20 protein-coding genes are annotated in these 19,706 nt (G+C 67.8%); 11 read left to right on the top strand and 9 right to left on the bottom strand.

Going from position 1 to position 19,706, the window contains the following annotated elements; genetic code table 11:
* Positions 1-36: 36 nt before the first annotated feature.
* Entirely contained in the window at positions 37-588 is a 552-nt protein-coding gene (sufT, locus tag ACMGRF_RS01955; protein ID WP_005415385.1) for a putative Fe-S cluster assembly protein SufT, read from the bottom strand.
* Between the two features lie 122 nt (positions 589-710).
* Between sufT and ACMGRF_RS01950 the strand changes: the two genes are divergently transcribed.
* The gene (locus tag ACMGRF_RS01950; protein ID WP_032953950.1) at positions 711-1,130 is read left to right on the top strand and encodes a membrane protein; all 420 of its coding nucleotides are present in this window, start codon (positions 711-713) and stop codon (positions 1,128-1,130) included.
* Between the two features lie 417 nt (positions 1,131-1,547).
* On the opposite strand, the gene ACMGRF_RS01945 is transcribed toward ACMGRF_RS01950, so the two are convergent.
* Entirely contained in the window at positions 1,548-3,008 is a 1,461-nt protein-coding gene (locus tag ACMGRF_RS01945; RefSeq protein ID WP_099485628.1) for an NAD(P)(+) transhydrogenase (Re/Si-specific) subunit beta, read from the bottom strand.
* A complete protein-coding gene (locus ACMGRF_RS01940) occupies positions 3,005-3,325 on the bottom strand; it encodes an NAD(P) transhydrogenase subunit alpha (RefSeq protein WP_005415382.1) in 321 nt (106 codons plus the stop codon). The genes ACMGRF_RS01945 and ACMGRF_RS01940 overlap by 4 nt, the downstream gene beginning before the upstream one ends.
* 98 nt (positions 3,326-3,423) lie before the next feature.
* Between ACMGRF_RS01940 and ACMGRF_RS01935 the strand changes: the two genes are divergently transcribed.
* From ACMGRF_RS01935 to ACMGRF_RS01925, 3 genes are read left to right on the top strand one after another with little or no spacing between them, the layout of a single operon-like run.
* Positions 3,424-4,008: an RNA polymerase sigma factor gene (locus ACMGRF_RS01935; RefSeq protein ID WP_262222875.1), complete on the top strand. Its 585-nt coding sequence runs from the start codon at positions 3,424-3,426 to the stop codon at positions 4,006-4,008.
* Positions 4,005-4,331, top strand: a complete 327-nt coding sequence (locus ACMGRF_RS01930; protein ID WP_263468003.1) for a DUF3379 domain-containing protein — start codon at positions 4,005-4,007, stop codon at positions 4,329-4,331. The genes ACMGRF_RS01935 and ACMGRF_RS01930 overlap by 4 nt, the downstream gene beginning before the upstream one ends.
* A gap of 3 nt (positions 4,332-4,334) precedes the next feature.
* Entirely contained in the window at positions 4,335-4,796 is a 462-nt protein-coding gene (locus ACMGRF_RS01925; protein WP_414485602.1) for a DUF3106 domain-containing protein, read from the top strand.
* A gap of 102 nt (positions 4,797-4,898) precedes the next feature.
* On the opposite strand, the gene ACMGRF_RS01920 is transcribed toward ACMGRF_RS01925, so the two are convergent.
* Entirely contained in the window at positions 4,899-5,978 is a 1,080-nt protein-coding gene (locus tag ACMGRF_RS01920; protein ID WP_005415378.1) for an NAD(P) transhydrogenase subunit alpha, read from the bottom strand.
* Between the two features lie 51 nt (positions 5,979-6,029).
* Complete coding sequence (locus ACMGRF_RS01915; protein ID WP_414485601.1) at positions 6,030-8,351, bottom strand: DUF1631 domain-containing protein; 2,322 nt, start codon at positions 8,349-8,351, stop codon at positions 6,030-6,032.
* A 331-nt stretch (positions 8,352-8,682) separates the two neighbouring features.
* Here ACMGRF_RS01915 and ACMGRF_RS01910 point away from each other — a divergent pair, with 331 nt between their 5' ends.
* Genes ACMGRF_RS01910 through ACMGRF_RS01895 form a run of 4 tightly spaced genes read left to right on the top strand, consistent with a single transcriptional unit; the run spans position 8,683 to position 11,552 of the window.
* Positions 8,683-9,264: a nitroreductase gene (locus tag ACMGRF_RS01910; protein WP_049414519.1), complete on the top strand. Its 582-nt coding sequence runs from the start codon at positions 8,683-8,685 to the stop codon at positions 9,262-9,264.
* Positions 9,261-10,211, top strand: a complete 951-nt coding sequence (locus ACMGRF_RS01905) for a 5'-3' exonuclease (RefSeq protein ID WP_049414515.1) — start codon at positions 9,261-9,263, stop codon at positions 10,209-10,211. Before ACMGRF_RS01910 ends, ACMGRF_RS01905 begins: the two co-directional genes overlap by 4 nt.
* Positions 10,208-10,762 (top strand): NUDIX hydrolase, encoded by a 555-nt coding sequence (locus ACMGRF_RS01900; protein WP_049414514.1) that lies wholly within the window; start codon positions 10,208-10,210, stop codon positions 10,760-10,762. The genes ACMGRF_RS01905 and ACMGRF_RS01900 overlap by 4 nt, the downstream gene beginning before the upstream one ends.
* Positions 10,755-11,552, top strand: coding sequence for an N-formylglutamate amidohydrolase (locus ACMGRF_RS01895; protein WP_049414513.1), 798 nt, complete (start codon positions 10,755-10,757; stop codon positions 11,550-11,552). Before ACMGRF_RS01900 ends, ACMGRF_RS01895 begins: the two co-directional genes overlap by 8 nt.
* Positions 11,553-11,687: 135 nt before the next feature.
* Here ACMGRF_RS01895 and ACMGRF_RS01890 read toward each other — a convergent pair whose 3' ends face one another.
* Entirely contained in the window at positions 11,688-13,100 is a 1,413-nt protein-coding gene (locus tag ACMGRF_RS01890) for an MFS transporter (RefSeq protein ID WP_414485600.1), read from the bottom strand.
* Between the two features lie 104 nt (positions 13,101-13,204).
* On the opposite strand from ACMGRF_RS01890, the gene ACMGRF_RS01885 reads away from it, so the two are divergent.
* Positions 13,205-14,089 carry a LysR family transcriptional regulator gene (locus tag ACMGRF_RS01885; RefSeq protein WP_049414511.1) on the top strand — a complete coding sequence of 295 codons (885 nt, stop codon included), beginning with the start codon at positions 13,205-13,207 and terminating at the stop codon, positions 14,087-14,089.
* 147 nt (positions 14,090-14,236) lie between these two features.
* Here the strand turns inward: ACMGRF_RS01885 and ACMGRF_RS01880 are convergent, their stop codons facing one another.
* The 3 genes from ACMGRF_RS01880 to prmC all read right to left on the bottom strand — a co-directional run bounded on the left by ACMGRF_RS01880 (position 14,237) and on the right by prmC (position 16,946).
* A complete protein-coding gene (locus ACMGRF_RS01880; protein WP_180881160.1) occupies positions 14,237-14,833 on the bottom strand; it encodes a hypothetical protein in 597 nt (198 codons plus the stop codon).
* 265 nt (positions 14,834-15,098) lie between these two features.
* A complete protein-coding gene (gene pip / locus ACMGRF_RS01875) occupies positions 15,099-16,040 on the bottom strand; it encodes a prolyl aminopeptidase (RefSeq protein WP_049414509.1) in 942 nt (313 codons plus the stop codon).
* Positions 16,041-16,088: 48 nt separating this feature from the next.
* Positions 16,089-16,946, bottom strand: a complete 858-nt coding sequence (gene prmC / locus ACMGRF_RS01870) for a peptide chain release factor N(5)-glutamine methyltransferase (protein WP_414485599.1) — start codon at positions 16,944-16,946, stop codon at positions 16,089-16,091.
* Positions 16,947-17,268: 322 nt separating this feature from the next.
* Here prmC and ahpC point away from each other — a divergent pair, with 322 nt between their 5' ends.
* Together ahpC and ahpF are read left to right on the top strand one after the other, a co-directional pair.
* Positions 17,269-17,832: an alkyl hydroperoxide reductase subunit C gene (ahpC, locus tag ACMGRF_RS01865; RefSeq protein ID WP_005408159.1), complete on the top strand. Its 564-nt coding sequence runs from the start codon at positions 17,269-17,271 to the stop codon at positions 17,830-17,832.
* 225 nt (positions 17,833-18,057) lie between these two features.
* Positions 18,058-19,650, top strand: a complete 1,593-nt coding sequence (gene ahpF / locus ACMGRF_RS01860; RefSeq protein WP_049414507.1) for an alkyl hydroperoxide reductase subunit F — start codon at positions 18,058-18,060, stop codon at positions 19,648-19,650.
* Positions 19,651-19,706 lie beyond the last annotated feature (56 nt).

The raw sequence follows: 19,706 nt of genomic DNA, 5'->3' as shown, positions 1-19,706 counted from the left end.
GGGTAGTGCCGGGCCCGCGTCACTGCGGGCCCTGGGTCAAAGCATGCCGGTCTCTAGCCGGGCCGCCTCGGACATCATGTGCTGGTTCCACGGCGGGTCGAACACCAGGTCGACGTCGGCCTCGGCCACCGTCGGGATCATTTCAAGCTTGCTGCGCACATCGTCGACCAGGATCTCGCCCATGCCGCAGCCCGGGGCGGTCAGGGTCATCTTCACGTCGATCTCGCGCTTGCCCTCATCCAGATGCTTGATCTCGACTTCATAGACCAGGCCCAGTTCCACGATGTTGACCGGAATTTCCGGGTCGAAGCAGGTGCGCAGCTGCTGCCACACCAGCTGCTCCACCTGTTCATCGGTGGCGTCGGCCGGCAGTTCCAGCGGTGCCGGTGCCTCCTTGCCGATGGCATCGCCGTCCTTGCCGGCGATGCGGAACAGGTTGCCCTCGACGAACACCGAATAACTGCCGCCCAGCGCCTGGGTGATGTACCCATAGCTGCCGGCGGGCAGGGTCACGGTGTCGCCCTGCGGGACCATCACGGCCTCGCAATCGCGTTCGAAGTGGACAGGTTCGCTGCTACGGGAATACATGGGGACCGATATGGGGCCGTGGCCGAAGCCACGCAAGACGGCATTCTAGCCCAGCCGCCCCCGCACCGCCGGTGCACTGCGGCAAACCACAGTATCCTGTGGGTGATCTTCTGGGAGCTTCGATGTCCTCCAATGCCGCGCGTGCCAGGACCGTGACCTGGCTCTGGCCCCTCATGCTGCTGCTGGGCCTGTTTGTCGCTCCCCTCGCCTGGATGGTCCTGGCGCTGATGACCGGCCGGCAGGTCGGCTGGATGGCGGTGCTGGCCGCCCTGGAACTGGTGTTCATGCTGCGCCTGGGCACGCTGGGCCCAGGCCGGCTGCGCGTCGCCCTGGTCGTGCTCGGCACCCTGCTGGTGGCCGCCGTGGCCAACTGGGCCATCGCCAGCGCCTGGATGGGCGGCTCGATCGGCCTGGACCTGTGGGATGCCACCACGCGGATGGGCCCGCACCTGGCCTGGACCCTGATCAGCCTGGCCAACGGCGCGGTGGAATGGCTGTGGCTGGCCGTGGCCGTGGCCGTAGGTGCCTGGCTGGCGCGCTGAGCGCGTAGAGATTCATGGATTCGGCAGTGCGGGCCGCTGGCCGGCAAAAGCGTGCGGACCAAGGTCCGCACCTACCAGCTGCAGCCGCCACGCACGGATGGGGGTAGTGCCGGCCGCTGGCCGGCAAAAGCGTGCGGACCAAGGTCCGCACCTACCGGCTGCAGCCACCACGCACGGATGGGGGTAGTGCCGGCCGCTGGCCGGCAAAAGCGTGCGGACCAAGGTCCGCACCTACCAGCTGCAGCCGCCACGCACGGATGGGGGTAGTGCCGGCCGCTGGCCGGCAAAAGCGTGCGGACCAAGGTCCGCACCTACCAGCTGCAGCCGCCACGCACGGATGGGGGTAGTGCCGGCCGCTGGCCGGCAAGGGGGTCAGAGCCCTTTCCTGCGGAAAGGGATCCGACCCCGGTCCTCAACTCAATGCCCGCCGTCGAGCGCCTTCAGCTCGCTCACCAGCGAGGCCGCCGCTTCGGCGCCGTCGCCATAGAGCATGCGGGTGTTGTCGGCGTAGAACAGCGCATTCTCGATGCCGGCAAAACCGGTGCCCTTGCCACGCTTGATCACCACCACGTTGCGCGCGTTGACCACGTCCAGCACCGGCATGCCGTAGATCGGGCTGGCCGGGTCGGTGCGTGCCACCGGATTGACCACGTCGTTGGCACCGATCACCAGCACCACGTCGGTATTGGCGAATTCGGGGTTGATGTCGTCCATGTCGGCGATCAGGTCGTAGGGCACGCCGGCCTCGGCCAGCAGCACGTTCATGTGCCCGGGCATGCGCCCGGCCACCGGGTGGATCGCGAACTTCACTTTCACGCCACGCTGGCCCAGCCGCTGCGCCAGTTCCCAGATCTTGTGCTGGGCCTGCGCCACCGCCATGCCGTAGCCGGGCACGATCACCACGCGCTCGGCAAAGGCCATCATCGCCGCGACGTCCGACGCTTCGATGGGCTTCTGCGAGCCGGTGATCGCCTGCGCCTCGCCTCCGGCACCGCCGCCGAAGTTGGAGAACAGCACATTGCGGATCGGCCGGTTCATCGCCTTCGCCATCAACCGGGTCAGCAGGATGCCCGCCGCGCCGACCATCATGCCGGCGATGATCAGCGCCTCGTTGCCGAGCACATAACCTTCAAACGACACCGCCAGGCCGGTGAACGCGTTGTACAGCGAGATCACCACCGGCATGTCGGCGCCACCGATCGGCAGCGTCATCAGCACGCCCAGTGCCAGCGCCAGCACGAAGAAGGCGACGATCGCCCAGGTGCTGAGCGTGCTGGCCGCGATGATCGCCAGTACCACCACCGCCAGCGCCACCAGCAGGTTCATCACCTGCTGGCCCGGCCAGGTCACCCGCTTGTCCAGGCGTCCATCCAGCTTGGCCCAGGCGATCACCGAACCGGACAGCGAGACCGCACCGATCGCCGCGCCGACCACCGCCAGCAGCAGCACCGTGCCCGACGGCTGGCGCGCGGCCAGGTCGGCCAGCGCCTGCTCGCTCCAATGGCTGGTATCGCGGTGGGCCAGGAAGGCATAGCGCAGCAGTTCCACCGCACCGATCGCCGCCGCCGAGCCACCGCCCATGCCGTTGTACAGCGCCACCATCTGCGGCATGTCGGTGATGGCCACCTTGCCGGCCGACCACCAGGCCAGGCCCGCGCCCAGCAGCAGCGCCACCAGGATCAGCGGAACGTTGTGAAGTTCGGGAAGGAAGAAGGTCGCCACCGTGGCCAGCAGCATGCCCAGCCCGGCCCAGCGGATGCCGCTGCGCGCGGTCAGCGGCGAAGCCATGCGCTGCAGGCCCAGCAGGAACAGCGTAGCGGCGACGAGGTAGCTGGCCTTGACCAGCCAGTCGAGCAGTTCGACGGTGCTGATGTTCAAGCCTGTGGCTCCTTCGGTTCGTCCCTGCCGCCCTTGGGCGCGCTCGGCTTGAACATCTCCAGCATGCGCGCGGTGACCACGTAGCCACCGGCGGCGTTGCCGGCGCCGAGCACCACGGCCAGGAAGCCCAGCGCCTTTTCCAGCGGCGTCTGCGCATGCCCCAGCACCACCATCGCACCGATCAGCACGATGCCGTGGATGAAGTTGGAGCCCGACATCAGCGGGGTATGCAGTATCACCGGCACCCGCGAAATGATCACGTGGCCGGCGATGGCCGCCAGCATGAAGATGTACAGCGCTACGAACCCGTCACTCACTGGCAACGCTCCCGCTCTGTCTTCGTCGGCCCATCATAACCACGGGCTGAACCCGGCGCGCACCCGGCGTCAACCGCGGCGACGCTCACGCGTTGTCGATGGTGACCCCGAGCGAGGAACCGTACCCTGTGCTGGTGAGCAGCCCCGCCCCCCCGAGCGCCGACACCGATGCCCCGCCGGCATCGCTGGAGGTGTTCCTGGCCAGCGTCGGCCCGCGCGCGTTCCGTTTCGCCGAGGCCGGCCTGCGCCAGCGCGAAGACGCGATGGACGCGGTGCAGGACGCGCTGATGCGCATGCTGGACTACGCCGACAAGCCGGCGGCCGAATGGGCGCCCCTGTTCTGGAGCATCCTGCGCCGCCGCGTGATCGACCTGCAGCGCCGGCGCCGTTTCCGCCTGCCGTTCTGGCGCGACAACCAGGACGCCGACGGAGGCGGGATCGACTGGGCCGACCCCGGCCCGGACCCGGCGCAGGCGCACGAACAGCGCCAGCAGTACCAGCAACTGGTACAGGCGCTGCGTACCCTGCCCGCACGCCAGCGCGAGGCCTTCACCCTGCGCGTGCTGCAGGACCTGGACGGGGCCACCACGGCCCGCGCCATGGGCTGTAGCGAAGGCGCGGTAAAAACCCATCTGGCACGCGCCCGGCAGGCGCTGCAGGACTACCTGGAGACCCACCCGTGAACCGCTCCCTGCCCTCCGATGACATGCTGCGCAACCTGCACGCGCAGTCGCTGCAGGCGCTGTCGCCGGCCACGCTGGCACGGTTGCGCCAGGCCCGCCACGGCGCCAGCGCAGCCCGTCACGGGCGCTGGCGCTGGTGGCTGGCCAGCGCCTGTTCCCTGGTGGTGGCGCTGGGGATCGGCCTGCAGTTCAGCGGCCACAGCCCACTGTCGCCCGCCGCGCCGGCACCGGTGCTGGCCTCGGTGGAAGACAACAGCGTGCTGTACGACGAAAATCCCGATCTGTACCTGTGGCTGGGCGATACCGACCTGGCGATGGAGTGAACCATGTCCCGACTGCATACCCTGCCGCTGCTGTTGACCCTGTTGCTGCTGCCAGCCCTCCCGGCGCTGGCGCAGAGCGCCGCGCCCGCCCCTGCCGCACGCCCCGCGCCAGCCCCACCACTGCCGGCCTGGGAACAGTTGAGTGAAGCGCAGCGGGAATCGCTGCTGGCGCCGCTGCGCGACCGCTGGAACAGCGCCGATGCCGGCCAGCGCCAGCGGATGCTCTCGCATGGCCAGCGCTGGCAATCGATGAGCCCGGAGGAACGCGACAAGGCCCGCCGCGGCCTGCGCCGCTTCGAGCACATGAGCCCGGAACAGCGTGAGCAGGCCCGCGCCCTGTTCGGCCAGATGCGGGATCTGCCGCCCGCGCAGCGCGACGCACTGCGCGAGCGCTGGTCGCAGATGACGCCGGAGCAACGCAAGGACTGGGTGCGCGACAACCCGCCGCCGGCGAAGCCGCGGTAAAGGCAGCGTTCAACCCTTTGCAGAGCCGAGCCCACGCTCGGCTGCTTTATCGCGCCTGCGCAAGCCGAGCACGGGCTCGGCTCTACAGGAGGCACATGAGGTTCACGCCTGCCAGCGCGTCTTCGCCAGCAGTTCGTCGTCCCAATCGAAACCGAGCTGCCCGTCGCGCACGAACAGCGCAACGAAGTTGAGCAGGTTCCGTGCATACATCTCGCTGGCCTGGGTCGCGCCGCGGCTGGCCAGGCCCAGCGGACCGTCGATGGTCACGCCCTGGTGTTCGATGCACTGCCCCGGCAGGGTCAGTGCGCAGTTGCCGCCACTTTCCGCCGCCAGATCAACAATGACGCTGCCGGTGGCCATGCCTTCCACCATCGCGGCGGTCACGATGGTCGGTGCCGGGCGGCCCGGTACCGCAGCCGTGCAGATCACCACGTCCACACTGCGCAGGTGGTCGGCCAGCCGACGCTGCTGCTCGGCGCGCTCGTCATCGGTCAGCGCCCGCGCATAGCCTCCCTCGCCCGCCGCGCTGACCCCGAGGTCGAGGAAGCGTGCGCCCAGTGACTGGATCTGCTCGCGGGTTTCCGGGCGCACGTCGAAGCCTTCCACCTGTGCACCGAGGCGGCGCGCGGTGGCGATGGCCTGCAGGCCCGCCACGCCGGCACCGATCACCAGCACCTTGGCCGGCCGCACGGTGCCGGCAGCAGTGGTCAGCATCGGGAAGAAGCGCGGCGCGCGTTCGGCGGCGATCAGCGCTGCCTTGTAGCCGGCCATGCCGGCCTGCGAACTGAGTACATCCATCGCCTGCGCACGGGTGGTGCGCGGCAGCTGCTGCAGCGGGAACAGCTGCAGGCGACCATCGGCCGCCAGCGCGGCCAGCGCCGGATCGCTGGCCGGGGCCAGCAGGCCGACCACGCTGGCGCCGGGCTTGAGCTGTTCCAGCACCGCCGCAGGGGGGGCCTGCACGCACAGCAGGATATCGATCTCGGCCCAGCGGCCCGCGTCGAAGACGCGTGCACCGGCATCGTCATAGGCGGCGTCGGTGAAACCAGCCGCCAAACCCGCGCCCGCCTCATACCAGACGGCAATGCCCAAGGCCCCGAGCCTGCGCGCGGTCTCCGGCGTCAGTGCCACGCGCCGTTCGCCCGGCGCGGTCTCCTTGATCCCCAGCAACGCCACGGCCATGCAGGTCCCCGCTGATCGGTGAGTTTCCCGATCCTAGCAGGCGGCACCCGCTCAGTGCAGCGTGGCGCTGCCCGGGTCGAGGCGATCGATCACGCCCTGCATGGCGCTGTCGAAGGCGCCATCATCAACGTGGGCACGCAGGCGGCCCAGCCGCATCATCACCGCCAGTTCTTCCGGCGAGGCCACGCAGAAGCGCACGCCGCGACGGTTGACGAACAGCAGGCGCGAGGAAATCGGGCTGACCCAGGACAGCTTGCCCGCCTGCACCTTGCCATCCTTGTCGACGAAGTCCAGCCAGTTGCCGATTTCCATGCGGCGGAAGCGGTCGGCATCGGCGTTGTCGAAATCGTCGGCGTCGATCTGCCCGCCAAGCTCAACCGCCGGCGATTCAGCCACTGGCGGGGCCGGCAAGGCAACCTGCGGCAGCTCCGGCAGCGCACGCTGCAGTTCCGGCCGCGACTCGGCGATGCCCTGCAGGGTGTCATGCAGGGCATCGATGGCGGCGGTTGCCGCATCGCCGTGCACGCCGACGCTGGCAAACACCTTGGCCAGCACCGGCTGCCAGGCCTGCAGCCACGGCTTGCCGACGATCTGGCGGCGGGCCTCGGCCACTTCCTCCAGCAGGCCGTCGCCCAGGCTCAATGCCTCGGCCACCGAGGCGCCTTCTTCGCCCTCGCGCAGCAGCGCCAGGGTCAGGTGGTGCTGCCACGGCTGGCGCAGGAATTCGGCAATGGCCGGCGGCAGCGTGGCGTCACCGATGCGGCGGTCCAGTTCCGCACCGGCCCGGCTGCGGGCCATTTCCAGCTTTTCCTGGCCGCGCTGCGTTTCTGCGGCACGACGCTCGGCGATTTCCACGCGGCGGCGATGCTGCACCAGGAACTCGCGGAATTCCTCTTCCAGGGTCAGGAAGATCGCCAGGTTCTCGTTGAACTCGGCCACCAGGCGCTCGATGATCTCTTCGACCTTGGCCATCAGCATGCGCTCGGCCTGGCTCTCGCCGGTGTTGCCCTCGCAGGCCTCGGCCAGCGAGTTGAGCAGCTTGCGCGCCGGGTGGGTCTTCTGCACGAACATGCGGCGGTCGAGCATGGCGACCTTGACGAAAGGCACCACCAGGCGGCCGATCAGTTCGCGCGAGCGGCCTTCCAGTTCACGCTCGTCCAGCATCACGTCGAACAGCATGCCGACCAGATCGATGGCATCCTCATCCTGCGGGTCCAGCCGGGTCTGGCCCGGATCGACGCCAAGCTGGGTGGCGCTGGACAGCACTTCGCTCTTCAGGCGCTGCGCCAGCGATTCGCCGTCCTCGCCGATGGCCGCGCGCAGGGTGGCGCTGGGCGTGGCCTGCAGCAGCGACAGCACCGACATCATTTCGCGCTGGCTGAGCGGGCGCTGCTGGCCAACCGCCACCTGTGCCGCAGACGTGGCGTCCTCACGCACATGGCGGGTCTGCTGCAGCAGTTCGTGCAGCGCTTCCAGCAGCATGCCCTGCTGGCCAGCGTAGGCCTCGCCGGTGGCGCCGTCATCGCCGCCCAGGTGCTGCTGCATATGCCCGCGGCGCTCGGACCAGCGGGCGGCAAAGCGCTGCGCCCAGGCCGGTGCGGCCTGCTCTTCATCGCTGAACCCCGGATCGACGCCCGCGCCGTGGCGATGCTCGACCAGGTCATCCAGCATCCCGGCCATGCGCGGATCCGGTGCCGGCGGTTGTGGGCGCTGCGGAGCCCCCATCTGCGACATCACGCCGGCTGCGGCCAGCTGCTCGTCCAGCTTCTCGTAGATGCGACCGACCGGTGCACGCAGGTCGCGCTCGCACAGCTTGATCAGCACCAGATGCACTTCCGGGGCCAGTTCACAGCCGGCAAAGGCTTCGTGGATGGCCACGCCCAGGTGTTCGGGGCTGATCGGATTGTGGTCGGCATCCAGTTCCGCGCCGCCGATCAACCGGCCCAGGCGGCGATCCAGCCGCGCCAGCACCGGCTTGAAGTCACGCAGCAATACAGTGGCGAAATTGCGCACCGCCAACCGTGATTCCAGCACATGCTCGGCCAGCAGGCTGAGCCCATCCTCGGCCGGCCCGGACAGGGTCGCCTCGGCTGACAGCGGCTCACCAGCCTCCAATGCGGCCCAGGCCTGCTGCAGGTGGCCGGCGAAAGCGGCCGCGATGTCCTCACGGCGCCGGCGCAGTTCGCGCATCGCGTCCAGGAACAGCAACTGCGACGAGCCGGCATTGCCGGCGCGGTCGAACAGGGCATCGTCGAAACGCGCCAGTGCCGCCCCGAAGGCCTGGCACAGCGCGGGCAGGACCATGTCCCGGGCACGCTGGAGCTGGGCCGGGTCACGGCCCGGCGATCCCATCGGTGTGGGCACGCTCATCATTCGGGAAGGCTCCCCACCTTCTCTGGTACGACAGACAGCATGGACATCGCGGCTTCCGGCACACCCCATGTACCGGAACGTCGATGGTAGGCCGGCCAGCCCGTCACGGACAGTGAAACAGTCCTCACTTCAAACCTCATGACCGGCGGCCCGGCAAGACAGATATCGTAAGCCGTGCAAGGCCCACGAGGCGAGGGGAAGCGGCTGTCCGTTTCCCGCCAGTGGCATGATGTTCATCACAGTTTGGTATTCAGGGGCCGGACGCGACACAGACGGCGTCATTGACCACCCCGACTATAATCAAACGCCCGTGATGACCGGTTCAGACTCCATGCCCGACCCTGCTGCCCTGCTCGCCCTGGATGCCCGCCGCTCGGTGCCCTCGCGGCAACTGGGCGAGCCCGGGCCGGACCCGGCCACCCTGCAGCGGATGCTGGCCTCGGCGGTGCGCGTGCCCGACCACGGCAAGCGCGTGCCGTTCCGCTTCCTGAAAATCGCAGGCGATGCACGTCACACTCTGGGCGACTTCCTGGCTGAACGCAGCCGCCAGCGCGACCCACATGCGGGCGAGGCCGTGTTCGAGAAGGACCGCCAGCGTTTCAGCCACGCACCGCTGGTGATCGTGGTGGTGGCCAGCCCGCGGCCGGACCCGAAGGTGCCCGAGCAGGAACAGCTGATGACCGCCGGCTGCGTCTGTTTCGCCCTGCTGCAGGCCGCGCAGGCGCTGGGTTTCGGCGCGCAGTGGCTGACCGCCTGGATGGCCTTCGATCCGGCCGTGCAGGCCCACCTGGGCCTGGTCGACGGCGAACGCATCGCCGGCTTCATCCACATCGGTACGCCCAAGGCCGACGTACCCGAGCGCGAGCGCCCCGACCCGGCAACCCTGCTGCGGGACTGGACGCCGCCGGCATGACCCTGCCGGCACCGCCGCCGTCGCTGTACCTGGTCGATGCCAGCATCTACGTGTTCCGCGCCTGGCACTCGCTGCCGGACCAGTTCCAGGACGCGCAGGGCTGGCCGACCAATGCCGTTCACGGCTTCGCCCGCTTCCTGCTGGACCTGCTGGAACGCGAGCGCCCGCAGCACATCGCCATCGCCTTCGACGAAGCGCTCGACAGCGGTTTCCGCCACCGCCTGTATCCGGCCTACAAGGCCAACCGTGATCCGGCACCGGAGGCGCTCAAGCGCCAGTTCGTGCACTGCAAGGCGCTGTGCGCGGCGTTGGGCCTGGCGGTCCTGGCCCATCACGACTACGAGGCCGACGACCTGATCGGCAGTGCCCTGCACGTCCACCGCAGCAGCCATCGCGGGGTGATCATCTCCGCCGACAAGGACCTGTCGCAGCTGCTGGCCGACCATGACGAGCAGTGGGACTACGCCCGCAACCAGCGCTGGAACGTGGCCGGGGTGAAGGCCCGGCACGGCGTGCATGCGCACCAGATCGCCGACTACCTGGCGCTGTGCGGTGATGCGGTGGACAACATTCCCGGGGTCAGTGGTGTCGGCAGCAAGTCCGCCGCCGTGCTGCTGGCCCATTTCGGCAGCATGGATGCGCTGTTCGAACGCCTGGACGAGGTACCGTTCCTGCGCCTGCGTGGCGCTGCACAGATGGCGGTGCGCCTGCGCGAGCAGCGCGAGCACGCCCAGCTCTGGCGCCAGCTGACCACCATCGCGCTGGACGCGCCGTTGGAGGGCAGCGAGCCCGGCCTGCTGCGCCAACCGGCCGACCCGGAACTGCTCGATGGCCTGTGCCAGACCCTGCGCTTCGGCCCGATGACCCGCCGCCGGCTGTTCGGTGCCGCCGGCGTGGCCGACCCCGTTCCCACTCCTTCCTTTTCCAATTCCAGCGAGCCCGCATGAGCCAGCGCAACACCGAAGCCCCGCGTGTCGTCTATGAAGGCAAGTACCAGCGCATGGTGGTGCGCGGCACCTGGGAATACAGCGAACGCACCCATGCCGGTGGCCTGGCCGCGATCATCATCGCCGTCACCCCGGAGGACAAGGTGCTGTTCGTCGAACAGTTCCGTGTACCGCTGCAGGCGCCCACCATCGAGATGCCGGCCGGCCTGGTCGGCGACATCCACGCCGGCGAATCGATCGAAGTCTCGGCCGTGCGCGAGCTGGAAGAAGAAACCGGCTGGACCGCCGACCATGCCGAAGTGCTGATGATCGGCCCGACATCTTCCGGCGCCAGCAGCGAGAAGATCGCCTTCGTGCGCGCTACCGGCCTGCGCCGCATCGGCGAAGGTGGCGGCGATGACAGCGAGGACATCACCGTGCACGAGATTCCGCGCAATGAGGCTGCAGCGTGGCTGGTGCAGAAGATGGGCGAAGGCTACGAGCTGGACGCCAAGCTCTGGGCTGGGCTGTGGATGATCGAGCACCACCTGGACGGGCGCCCGCGTGGCTGACGCTGACCTGCACAGGCTGCCTGCGTTGCTCGGCGCCGACGACCCGGCGATCTACGCGATCCACCGGGCGCAGGGCGCCTCGCCATACCTGCTGCTGGCCGACCACGCCGGCCAGCAGGTGCCGCGTGCGCTGACCGCGCTCGGCCTGCCCCAGGCCGAGCTGGACCGCCATATCGGCTGGGACATCGGCATCGCCGGCACCACCCGTGCACTGGCTAAACGGCTCGATGCCTGGGCGATCGAACAGACCTACTCGCGGCTGCTGATCGACTGCAACCGTCCACTGGCCTCACCGACGCTGATTCCGGAGGTGAGCGACCACACCGTGATCCCGGGCAATGCAGGGCTATCGGCGGCGCAGCGCCAGCAGCGCATCGATGCGATCCACGCGCCCTACCATGCACGCATCGAGACCGAGCTTGATGCGCGCCGTGATGCCGGCCAGCCGACCCTGCTGGTGATGATGCACAGCTTCACTCCCGTGATGAACGGCACGCAGCGACCGTGGCATGCCGGCGTGCTGTATCACCAGGACACACGTTTTGCCCATGCCCTGCTGCAGGCACTGCGCGAGGAAGGCGATCTGGTGGTGGGTGACAACGAACCGTATTCGGTCAGCAGCACCAGCGACTACGCGGTCCCGGTGCATGGCGAAGGCCGCGGCCTGGTGCATGTGGAACTGGAGATCCGCCAGGATCTGATCGCCGATGTGGCTGGGCAGCTGGCGTGGGCGGAGCGGCTGGCGCGGATCTTCGGCGCGCTACAACCGGAGTTGCTGGCGCTGGGTTGAACGAGCGTGGTTCCATCCCGTATCGGTAGTGCCGGCCGCTGGCCGGCAACCCCAATGATCCAACCACCCCGAGGTTGCCGGCCAGCGGCCGGCACTACCACAGGCGAGGCACATCCGCCACGGCAGCGCCCTCAATCATGCCTCGTTGGCCGGGCAGACGGTGGCGGCCGATTCGGCCGGCGCCGGGCGCAGGCCCAACGCGATCACCACGCCGAACAATGAAAACAAGGCGGCACCGTACTCGGCGCGCACCAGCCCGGCCAGTGCACTCGGCGAACCGGCTGCACCCGCATCGGCATTGGCCACCATCACCAGCACCGCCAGGCCCAGCGCACCACCGATCTGCTGCGCGGTCGCCGCCATGCCAGATGCAACGCCCTGCTGTGCGGACGGCACGCCCTGCCCGGCCACGATCCACATCGAGGTCCAGGTCATGCCCTGGCCGATGCTCAGCACTACCACGCCGGGCAGCAGCGGCCAGAAGTTCGCGCCGTGCGGCAGCGTCGCGGCCACCCAGGCGATGCCGACGGCGCCGGCCAGCTGGCCGAGCACAAGCACCTTGCGTGCACTCCAGCGCTTCAGCGCCCACTCGGCCAGCTGGATGCCGACCGTGCACACCGCCGTCGCCGGCAGGAACGCCAGGCCGGCCTGCAGCGGGCTCCAGCCGTAGCCATCCTGGAAATACAGCGCCATGAAGTAGTACTGCACGCCGTAGCTGCTCATGAAGGCGAAGGTCAGGCCGAGTGCCGCGCGCAGGCCGGGCAGGCGCAGCAGCGCGAACTGCATCAGCGGATCGCGGCTGCGTTGTTCGATCTGCACGAACGCCACCAGCAGCAGCGCCGACAGCAGCAGGCAGCCCAGCGTGGCCGGCGCCGTCCAGCCCCACTCCGGCCCTTGCACGAGGGTAGTGACCAGCAGGCTGCCGCCGGCAGTGACGGTGATGCAGCCGGCCAGGTCGAACGAGCGGCCCTGCGCACGCGGGCCATCGGCCGGCAACCACGCGCCCGCAGCGACCGCGCAGGTGGTGGCCAGCGGCACGATCACCGCCAGCACCGCCGGCCAGCCGAACGCCTGGGTCAGCACGCCACCGAGCAGCGTGCCCAGCGCCAGGCCGACCGCACTGGCCATGCTCCAGATCGCAAGTGCGCGGTTGCGCACCGGACCTTCCGCATACAACGTGTTGATCAGCGCCAGCGTGGCCGGGAACAGCAGTGCCGCGCCGATGCCCTGCGCCGCACGCGCGATGATCAGCAGGGTGGCGTTCGGCGCCAGCGCGCCGAGCAGCGACGCCAGTGCAAACAGCAGCATGCCCAGCCGGTAGAAGCGGCGACGGCCGATCAGGTCGGCGGCGCGGCCCCCCAGCAGCAGGCTGCCACCGAAGGCCACGGTGTAGGCACTGACCACCCACTGCAGCTGCTGCGCGTTGATCTGCAGCGCGCGGCCCATGTCATGCAGGGCGACGAAGATGATGGTGGCGTCCAGGGCGATGATCAGTTGGGCGGTGGCCAGCAGGGCCAGCGCCCAGCGCGGGTACTTGAGGGGAGGCATCGACGGTCCGGTGCTGTGGGGAGCGCAGTCTCATTGATGCAGAGCTATCAATAAACCCCTTTCCAGCCATATCTGTCATGATTTTCAGCATGAATGGAACCTCGATGGACCTCAATGCCGTGCGCATGCTGGTGCAGGTGGCCGAAGCACGCAGTTTCACCGTCGCCGCCGGGCAGCTGGGCCTGAGCCAGTCAGGCCTGTCGCGCGCGATCAGTCGGCTGGAGGCCATGCTGGGGGTGAAGCTGCTGCAGCGGAACACCCGCAACGTGGCACTGACCCCGGATGGTCGCCAGTTCGTCGATCAGGTCGCTCCTCTGCTGTGCGGTCTCGAGGACGCCGAACGCCAGTTGGCCGACCGTCCGTGCACACCCTCGGGCACTCTGAAGATCAGTGCGCCCTCGATGTTCGGGCGCAAGGTGCTGGTACCGCTGCTGGGGCCGATGCTGCAGCAGCACCCACAACTGCAGGTGGAAGCCGTGCTCAACGACCGCCTGGTCGATCTGGTCGAGGAAGGCTTCGATGCCGCGCTGCGCACCGGCGTCATCGCCGACCAGCGCATCGTCGCGCGGCCACTGCGGCCGCTGCGCTGGGTGACGGTGGCCAGCCCCGGCTACCTGGCCCGCTGTGGCGCACCGGACGATGTGGCGGCGTTGCAGGGCCACGCGTGCCTGGCCGTGCGCAACCTGCGCAGTGGCCGGCTGGTGGATTGGCAGTTCCTGCAGGACGGCCAGCTTCATGATTTCACGCCACCGGCGCGGATGGTGTTCGACAGCGGCGATCCGCTGGTGGAAGCGGCGATCGCCGGCATCGGCATCGTGCAGGTGATGGATTTCGCGGTGGCCGATGCGTTGGCTGACGGCCGCCTGCAGTGCGTGCTGCAGCCGTTCGAAGGGCGCAGCCGCGCGTTGTCGCTGATCTACCCACCGTCGCGCCAGCATTCGCCGAAACTGCAGGTGCTGGCCGACGCATTGCTGGCCGGGGATTGGTAGCGCCGGCCGCTGGCCGGCGTCTGCACGGTTCCAATGGATTCCGGTCTGCCGGCCAGCGGCCGGCACTACCAAGCTGCGGTAGATCCACACCATGCGTGGATGTGGACTTCGGTGCAGAGCCAGCGCGCGACGCACCAAAAAACTGATTCAGCCCAATTGGAGAAAGAACGCCCCGGCGCGTCCTTCCGGAGAAAAATCATGCTTATTCCGGAGGAACAGATACGCCATGCCATCGGACAGTACACCTTTGTGCGAAGGCAGAATGCCGTCGATGTCCGCGCCGTAGAGCATCAAGCGACGGCGACCGCCATTCCACGTCAAAGTTGATTGCAGCCATGCATCGACTCCATCCAGCTTGGAATCCAGGTTCTCATCATCGTCAGGTTCCAAACACTCCACCCGCTCGATACGGCCGCGCTCAAGCGAGTCGCTCATGCATCGGCTTCTGGATGCGGCGCCACGCCTGTATGCGAGCACAACTGCGTCGCTGGCTCCCTGCACCGCGCGCAGCCGACGGAAGTGGGAATGATCCCGGGTATCGGTGGGGATGAAGACTGAGAACCAGAAATCCTCAGCAACGCCCTGCGGATAGAACCAATGTGCAGGGAGTGCCATCAGGTGAAAGAGCGCACGGCCTTCAACACAGGCTGGCCAACGTATGTTCTCTGGAAGAAACGCACCGCCGCCAACGTATGCATCGGTTGCAGAGGCCTTTTCCTTGGTCAACAGCAGGCGAGTGTACATGCTGGGGTTGCCGAAAATTGCACGGACGTCCACGGTGCCAGCCCGCCTCGCCCCGGTTCAAGGCCAATAGCGACAGCCTTGAACAAGGGAGAGAATCGCCGCCGGGCATGGCCCGGCGCTACCGGTAGAGCGTTGCCGGCCAGCGGCCGGCACTACCGGGTGCAGTAGATCCACGCCATGCGTGGATGGGTTCCACACCGGGGTCAGAGCCCTTTCCGTGGGAAAGGGATCTGACCCCTCGCCGGCCAGCGGCCGGCACTACCGATCAGGCGAAGCTATCGGTGGCGCGCACCAGCGCGTCCACGTTCTCGGCCTCGAACGCCGAGTGGCCCGAGGCCGGGGTGATTTCCAGCTTCGCCTTCGGCCACACCTTGGTCAGGTCCCAGGCGTTGGCCAGCGGGCAGACCACGTCGTAGCGGCCGTGCACGATCACGCCCGGGATGTCGGCGATGCGGTGCGCGTCGCGCAGCAGCTGGTCTTCCACCTCGAAGAAGCCGCCGTTGACGAAGTAGTGGTTCTCGATGCGGGCGAAGGCCAGCGCGAAGTGCGGGTCTTCGTGGCTGTTGATGAAGTCATCATCGACATGCAGGAAGCTGGTCGCGCCTTCCCACACCGCCCACGCCTTGGCCGCTTCCAGGCGGGTTGTTTCGTTTTCACTGGTCAGGCGGCGGTGGAAGGCCGAGATCAGGTCATGACGCTCCACCGGCGGAATCGGCTTGAGGTAATGCTCCCACGCATCCGGGAACAGGCGGTTGGCGCCTTCCTGGTAGAACCATTCCAGCTCCCAGCGACGCAGCATGAAGATGCCGCGCAGGACCAGTTCGGTCACGCGCTGCGGATGGGTTTCGGCATAGGCCAGGGCCAGGGTCGAACCCCAGCTGCCGCCGAACACCTGCCAGCGATCGACCTTCAGGTGCTCGCGCAGCTTCTCGATATCGGCAACGAGGTCCCAGGTGGTGTTGTCCACCAGGTCGGCGTGCGGGGTGGAACGGCCAGCACCGCGCTGGTCGAACAGGATGATGCGGTACTTGGAGGGGTCGTGGAACTGGCGCATCTTGTCGCTGCAGCCGCCGCCCGGGCCACCATGCAGCATCACCACCGGCTTGCCTTCCGGGTTACCGCACTGTTCGAAGTACAGCGTGTGGCGGTCGTCGACCTTCAGGGTGCCGACGTCGTAGGGGGTGATGGCGGGGTACAGCGTACGCATGCTTGCAGCTCCAGGGTGATGCCCTGCCGGGGCAGGAGAACCTCCATTCTAGGCCGGACGCCGGCCCAGGGTGATGCGGTCGCGCTGCTCCAGGTCCTGCACGGTCTGCACCTCGACAAATCCCGTCGCCTCGAACAGTGCCCGGATCGCGGCGCCCTGCTCCCAACCGTGCTCGATCAGCAACCAGCCGCCGGGCCGCAGGTGGGCCTGGCCGCCATCGACGATGCGGCGGATGTCATCCAGGCCGTCCATGCCCGAGGCCAGCGCGGTAGACGGTTCGAAGCGCAGGTCGCCCTGTTCCAGGTGCGGGTCGTCGCTGGCGATGTACGGCGGATTGCTGGCGATCAGGTCGAAGCGCACGCCCTGCAGCGGCGCATACCAGTCGTGCCCGCCCTCGGCGAAACGGACGTTGCCCAGTTCATGGCGGGCGGCATTGCGTGCGGCCACGGCCAGCGCGCCCGTGCTGGCATCGGTGGCCAGCACCTGTGCCCGGGGCCGTTCGCTGGCCAGCGCCAGTGCGATCGCACCGCTGCCGGTACCGAGGTCGGCCAGCTGCAACGCCTGGTCCGGCGGCAGTCGCTCCAGCGCCAACTCGACCAGCAACTCGGTTTCCGGGCGCGGGATCAGTGTTGCCGGGTCGACCTCCAGATCCAGCGTCCAGAAACCGCGACGCCCGATCAGGTAGGCAACCGGCTCACCGGCCACACGGCGGGCCAGCAAGGCTTCGAAGGTGGCCTGGTCGGCGGCGGCCAGCGGATCGGTGGCATGGGCGAACAGCCAGCTGCGCGGGCGGTCCAGTACATGCAGCAGCAGCAGTTCGGCTTCGTGGCGGGCGTCGATGCCGCCAAGGCGGGCGCTGGCTTCAGCCACCAGCTGGCGCAGGGAGGGTTCTGTTTTGAAGGGCATGCTGCAATTGTAGAGCCGAGCCCACGCTCGGCTGCTTCTGGAGCAACCGAGCGTGGGCTCGGCTCTACAAGACCGGGATCCGTTCAGGTTCTGGCCAACGGGATAAGGAGGGGCTATCGGCCGGGTTCCCCTGCTGCGGAGGATTTTCCTTGTCACACAATCAGTTGCAGGATGGCGATGGCAAGGTTCAGTGCCTGCTCATGGCTATTTGATAGGCTGCATCTATCAAATAGATGCAATCAATGGATTGTTCTTATCGCGAGCGAATGGGTAACCTAGCTCCTGTCGATTCACCCACTCCCCTTCACCAAGAGGAAAAATGATGTCCCTCATCAACACCCAGATCCAGCCGTTCGAAGCCAACGCCTACCACAACGGCGAGTTCATCAAGGTTTCCGACGCCAGCCTGAAGGGCCAGTGGTCCGTTCTGATCTTCATGCCGGCCGCCTTCACCTTCAACTGCCCGACCGAGATCGAAGACGCCGCTGACCACTACGCCGAGTTCAAGAAGGCCGGCGCCGAGGTCTACATCGTCACCACCGACACCCACTTCTCGCACAAGGTGTGGCACGAAACCTCGCCGGCCGTCGGCAAGGCCCAGTTCCCGCTGGTCGGCGACCCGACCCACCAGCTGACCAACGCCTTCGGCGTGCACATTCCGGAAGAAGGCCTGGCCCTGCGCGGCACCTTCATCATCAACCCGGAAGGCGTGATCAAGACCCTGGAGATCCACTCCAACGAGATCGCCCGTGACGTGTCCGAGACCCTGCGCAAGCTCAAGGCTGCCCAGTTCACCGCCGCCAATCCGAACCAGGTCTGCCCGGCCAAGTGGAAGGAAGGCGAGAAGACCCTGACCCCGTCGCTGGACCTGGTCGGCAAGATCTAACGCAGTACCGGCCTGCCGTGGCCCCACGCCACGACGCGCCCTTCATCCCCGTGCCGGTCCCCCCGCCGGCGTGGGGGTGAACCCAAGACAGCCAACGCGCGCCAGCTTTGGCCAGCCAGCCCCTTCCACGGTCGCTGTCTTGGGTTCACCCCTACCCCCAGCTGGTCCGCTACCTTGTATAGCGGTGCCACGCCCCCTGTTTGCCTGAAGCCAGGAGATGACCCGATGTTGGACGCCAACCTGCAGTCGCAGCTGAAGACCTATCTGGAGCGCGTGACCCGCCCGATCCAGATCACCGCGCACGCCGACGACGGCGCCAAGTCGCAGGAAATGCTGGACCTGCTGCAGACCCTGGAAAGCCTGTCGGACAAGATCACGCTGCGGGTCCTGCGCGATGGCCAGGGCCGCGTGCCGTCCTTCGACCTGGGCACGCCGGGCCAGGACATCCACCTGACCTTCGCCGGCCTGCCGATGGGCCACGAGTTCACCTCGCTGGTGCTGGCGCTGCTGCAGGTCGGCGGTCACCCGTCCAAGGCCACCGCCGAGCTGATCGAGCAGGTGCAGAACCTGGAAGGTGAGTACAGGTTCGAAACCTACTTCTCGCTGTCGTGCCAGAACTGCCCGGACGTGGTGCAGGCGCTGAACCTGGCCGCGGTGCTCAACCCGCGCATCCAGCACGTGGCCATCGACGGCGCGCTGTTCCAGGACGAAGTCGAGAAGCGCGAGATCATGTCGGTGCCGACCGTGTACCTCAACGGTGAAGTGTTCGACCAGGGCCGCATGACCCTGGAGCAGATCGTGGCCAAGCTGGACACCAATGCCGGCAGGCGCGATGCCGAGAAGATCGCCGCCAAGGACGCCTTCGACGTGCTGGTGGTCGGCGGTGGCCCGGCCGGTGCAGCAGCGGCGATCTACGCCGCGCGCAAGGGCATCCGTACCGGCATCGCCGCCGAGCGTTTCGGTGGCCAGGTGCTGGACACCATGGCCATCGAGAACTTCATCTCGGTGAAGGAGACCGAGGGCCCGAAGCTGGCCACGGCACTGGAACAGCACGTGCGCGAGTACGACGTGGACATCATGAACCTGCAGCGCGCAAGTGCGCTGGTGCCGGCCGGCGAAGACGGCCTGGTGCAGGTGCAGCTGGAGAACGGCGCGGTGCTGAAGTCGCGTTCGGTGATCCTGTCCACCGGCGCGCGCTGGCGGCAGATGAACGTGCCGGGTGAAGACCAGTACCGCAACAAGGGTGTGGCCTACTGCCCGCACTGCGATGGCCCGCTGTTCAAGGGCAAGCGCGTGGCGGTGATCGGCGGCGGCAACTCCGGTGTGGAAGCGGCCATCGACCTGGCCGGCATCGTGTCGCATGTAACCCTGCTGGAGTTCGATTCCAGCCTGCGTGCCGACGAAGTGCTGCAGAAGAAGCTGCGCAGCCTGGGCAACGTCACCGTGCTGACCAGCGCACAGACCACCGAAGTGCTCGGCGACGGCAGCAAGGTCACCGGCCTGGTCTACAAGGACCGCATCGGCGGCGATGCCCACCGCGTCGAGCTGGAAGGCATCTTCGTGCAGATCGGACTGCTGCCCAACACCGAGTGGCTGAAGGATGTGGTGGCGCTGTCGCCGCGTGGCGAGATCGTCATCGACGATCGCGGCCAGACCAACCTGCCGGGTGTATTTGCTGCTGGCGATTGCACGACGGTGCCCTACAAGCAGATCATCATCGCCATGGGCGCCGGTTCCACTGCCGCACTGAGCGCGTTCGACCACCTGATCCGCTCGTCGGTGAGCAACAGCAGCGGTGCCGTTGCTGAAGCGGCCTGATCCACCGTTCCCAGATCACCGGGAACATTGTCTGCCTGTCGGGTAACCACGCCGTC

The sequence above is a fragment of the Stenotrophomonas sp. EMP41 genome, assembly GCF_047495535.1.
Taxonomy (GTDB): Bacteria; Pseudomonadota; Gammaproteobacteria; order Xanthomonadales; family Xanthomonadaceae; genus Stenotrophomonas; species Stenotrophomonas sepilia.
Note: the sequence above shows the minus strand (reverse complement) of the source record. Positions and strands in the feature narration are given on the sequence as shown.

What these genes read in the sequence shown, in the direction of transcription:
- sufT (WP_005415385.1), bottom strand. Translation starts at nt 588, where the DNA reads ATGTATTCCCGTAGCAGCGAACCTGTCCACTTCGAACGCGATTGCGAG.
- ACMGRF_RS01950 (WP_032953950.1), top strand. Translation starts at nt 711, where the DNA reads ATGTCCTCCAATGCCGCGCGTGCCAGGACCGTGACCTGGCTCTGGCCC.
- ACMGRF_RS01935 (WP_262222875.1), top strand. Translation starts at nt 3,424, where the DNA reads ATGGTGACCCCGAGCGAGGAACCGTACCCTGTGCTGGTGAGCAGCCCC.
- ACMGRF_RS01925 (WP_414485602.1), top strand. Translation starts at nt 4,335, where the DNA reads ATGTCCCGACTGCATACCCTGCCGCTGCTGTTGACCCTGTTGCTGCTG.
- ACMGRF_RS01920 (WP_005415378.1), bottom strand. Translation starts at nt 5,978, where the DNA reads ATGGCCGTGGCGTTGCTGGGGATCAAGGAGACCGCGCCGGGCGAACGG.
- ACMGRF_RS01915 (WP_414485601.1), bottom strand. Translation starts at nt 8,351, where the DNA reads ATGATGAGCGTGCCCACACCGATGGGATCGCCGGGCCGTGACCCGGCC.
- ACMGRF_RS01910 (WP_049414519.1), top strand. Translation starts at nt 8,683, where the DNA reads ATGCCCGACCCTGCTGCCCTGCTCGCCCTGGATGCCCGCCGCTCGGTG.
- ACMGRF_RS01905 (WP_049414515.1), top strand. Translation starts at nt 9,261, where the DNA reads ATGACCCTGCCGGCACCGCCGCCGTCGCTGTACCTGGTCGATGCCAGC.
- ACMGRF_RS01900 (WP_049414514.1), top strand. Translation starts at nt 10,208, where the DNA reads ATGAGCCAGCGCAACACCGAAGCCCCGCGTGTCGTCTATGAAGGCAAG.
- ACMGRF_RS01890 (WP_414485600.1), bottom strand. Translation starts at nt 13,100, where the DNA reads ATGCCTCCCCTCAAGTACCCGCGCTGGGCGCTGGCCCTGCTGGCCACC.
- ACMGRF_RS01885 (WP_049414511.1), top strand. Translation starts at nt 13,205, where the DNA reads ATGGACCTCAATGCCGTGCGCATGCTGGTGCAGGTGGCCGAAGCACGC.
- ACMGRF_RS01880 (WP_180881160.1), bottom strand. Translation starts at nt 14,833, where the DNA reads ATGTACACTCGCCTGCTGTTGACCAAGGAAAAGGCCTCTGCAACCGAT.
- pip (WP_049414509.1), bottom strand. Translation starts at nt 16,040, where the DNA reads ATGCGTACGCTGTACCCCGCCATCACCCCCTACGACGTCGGCACCCTG.
- prmC (WP_414485599.1), bottom strand. Translation starts at nt 16,946, where the DNA reads ATGCCCTTCAAAACAGAACCCTCCCTGCGCCAGCTGGTGGCTGAAGCC.
- ahpC (WP_005408159.1), top strand. Translation starts at nt 17,269, where the DNA reads ATGTCCCTCATCAACACCCAGATCCAGCCGTTCGAAGCCAACGCCTAC.
- ahpF (WP_049414507.1), top strand. Translation starts at nt 18,058, where the DNA reads ATGTTGGACGCCAACCTGCAGTCGCAGCTGAAGACCTATCTGGAGCGC.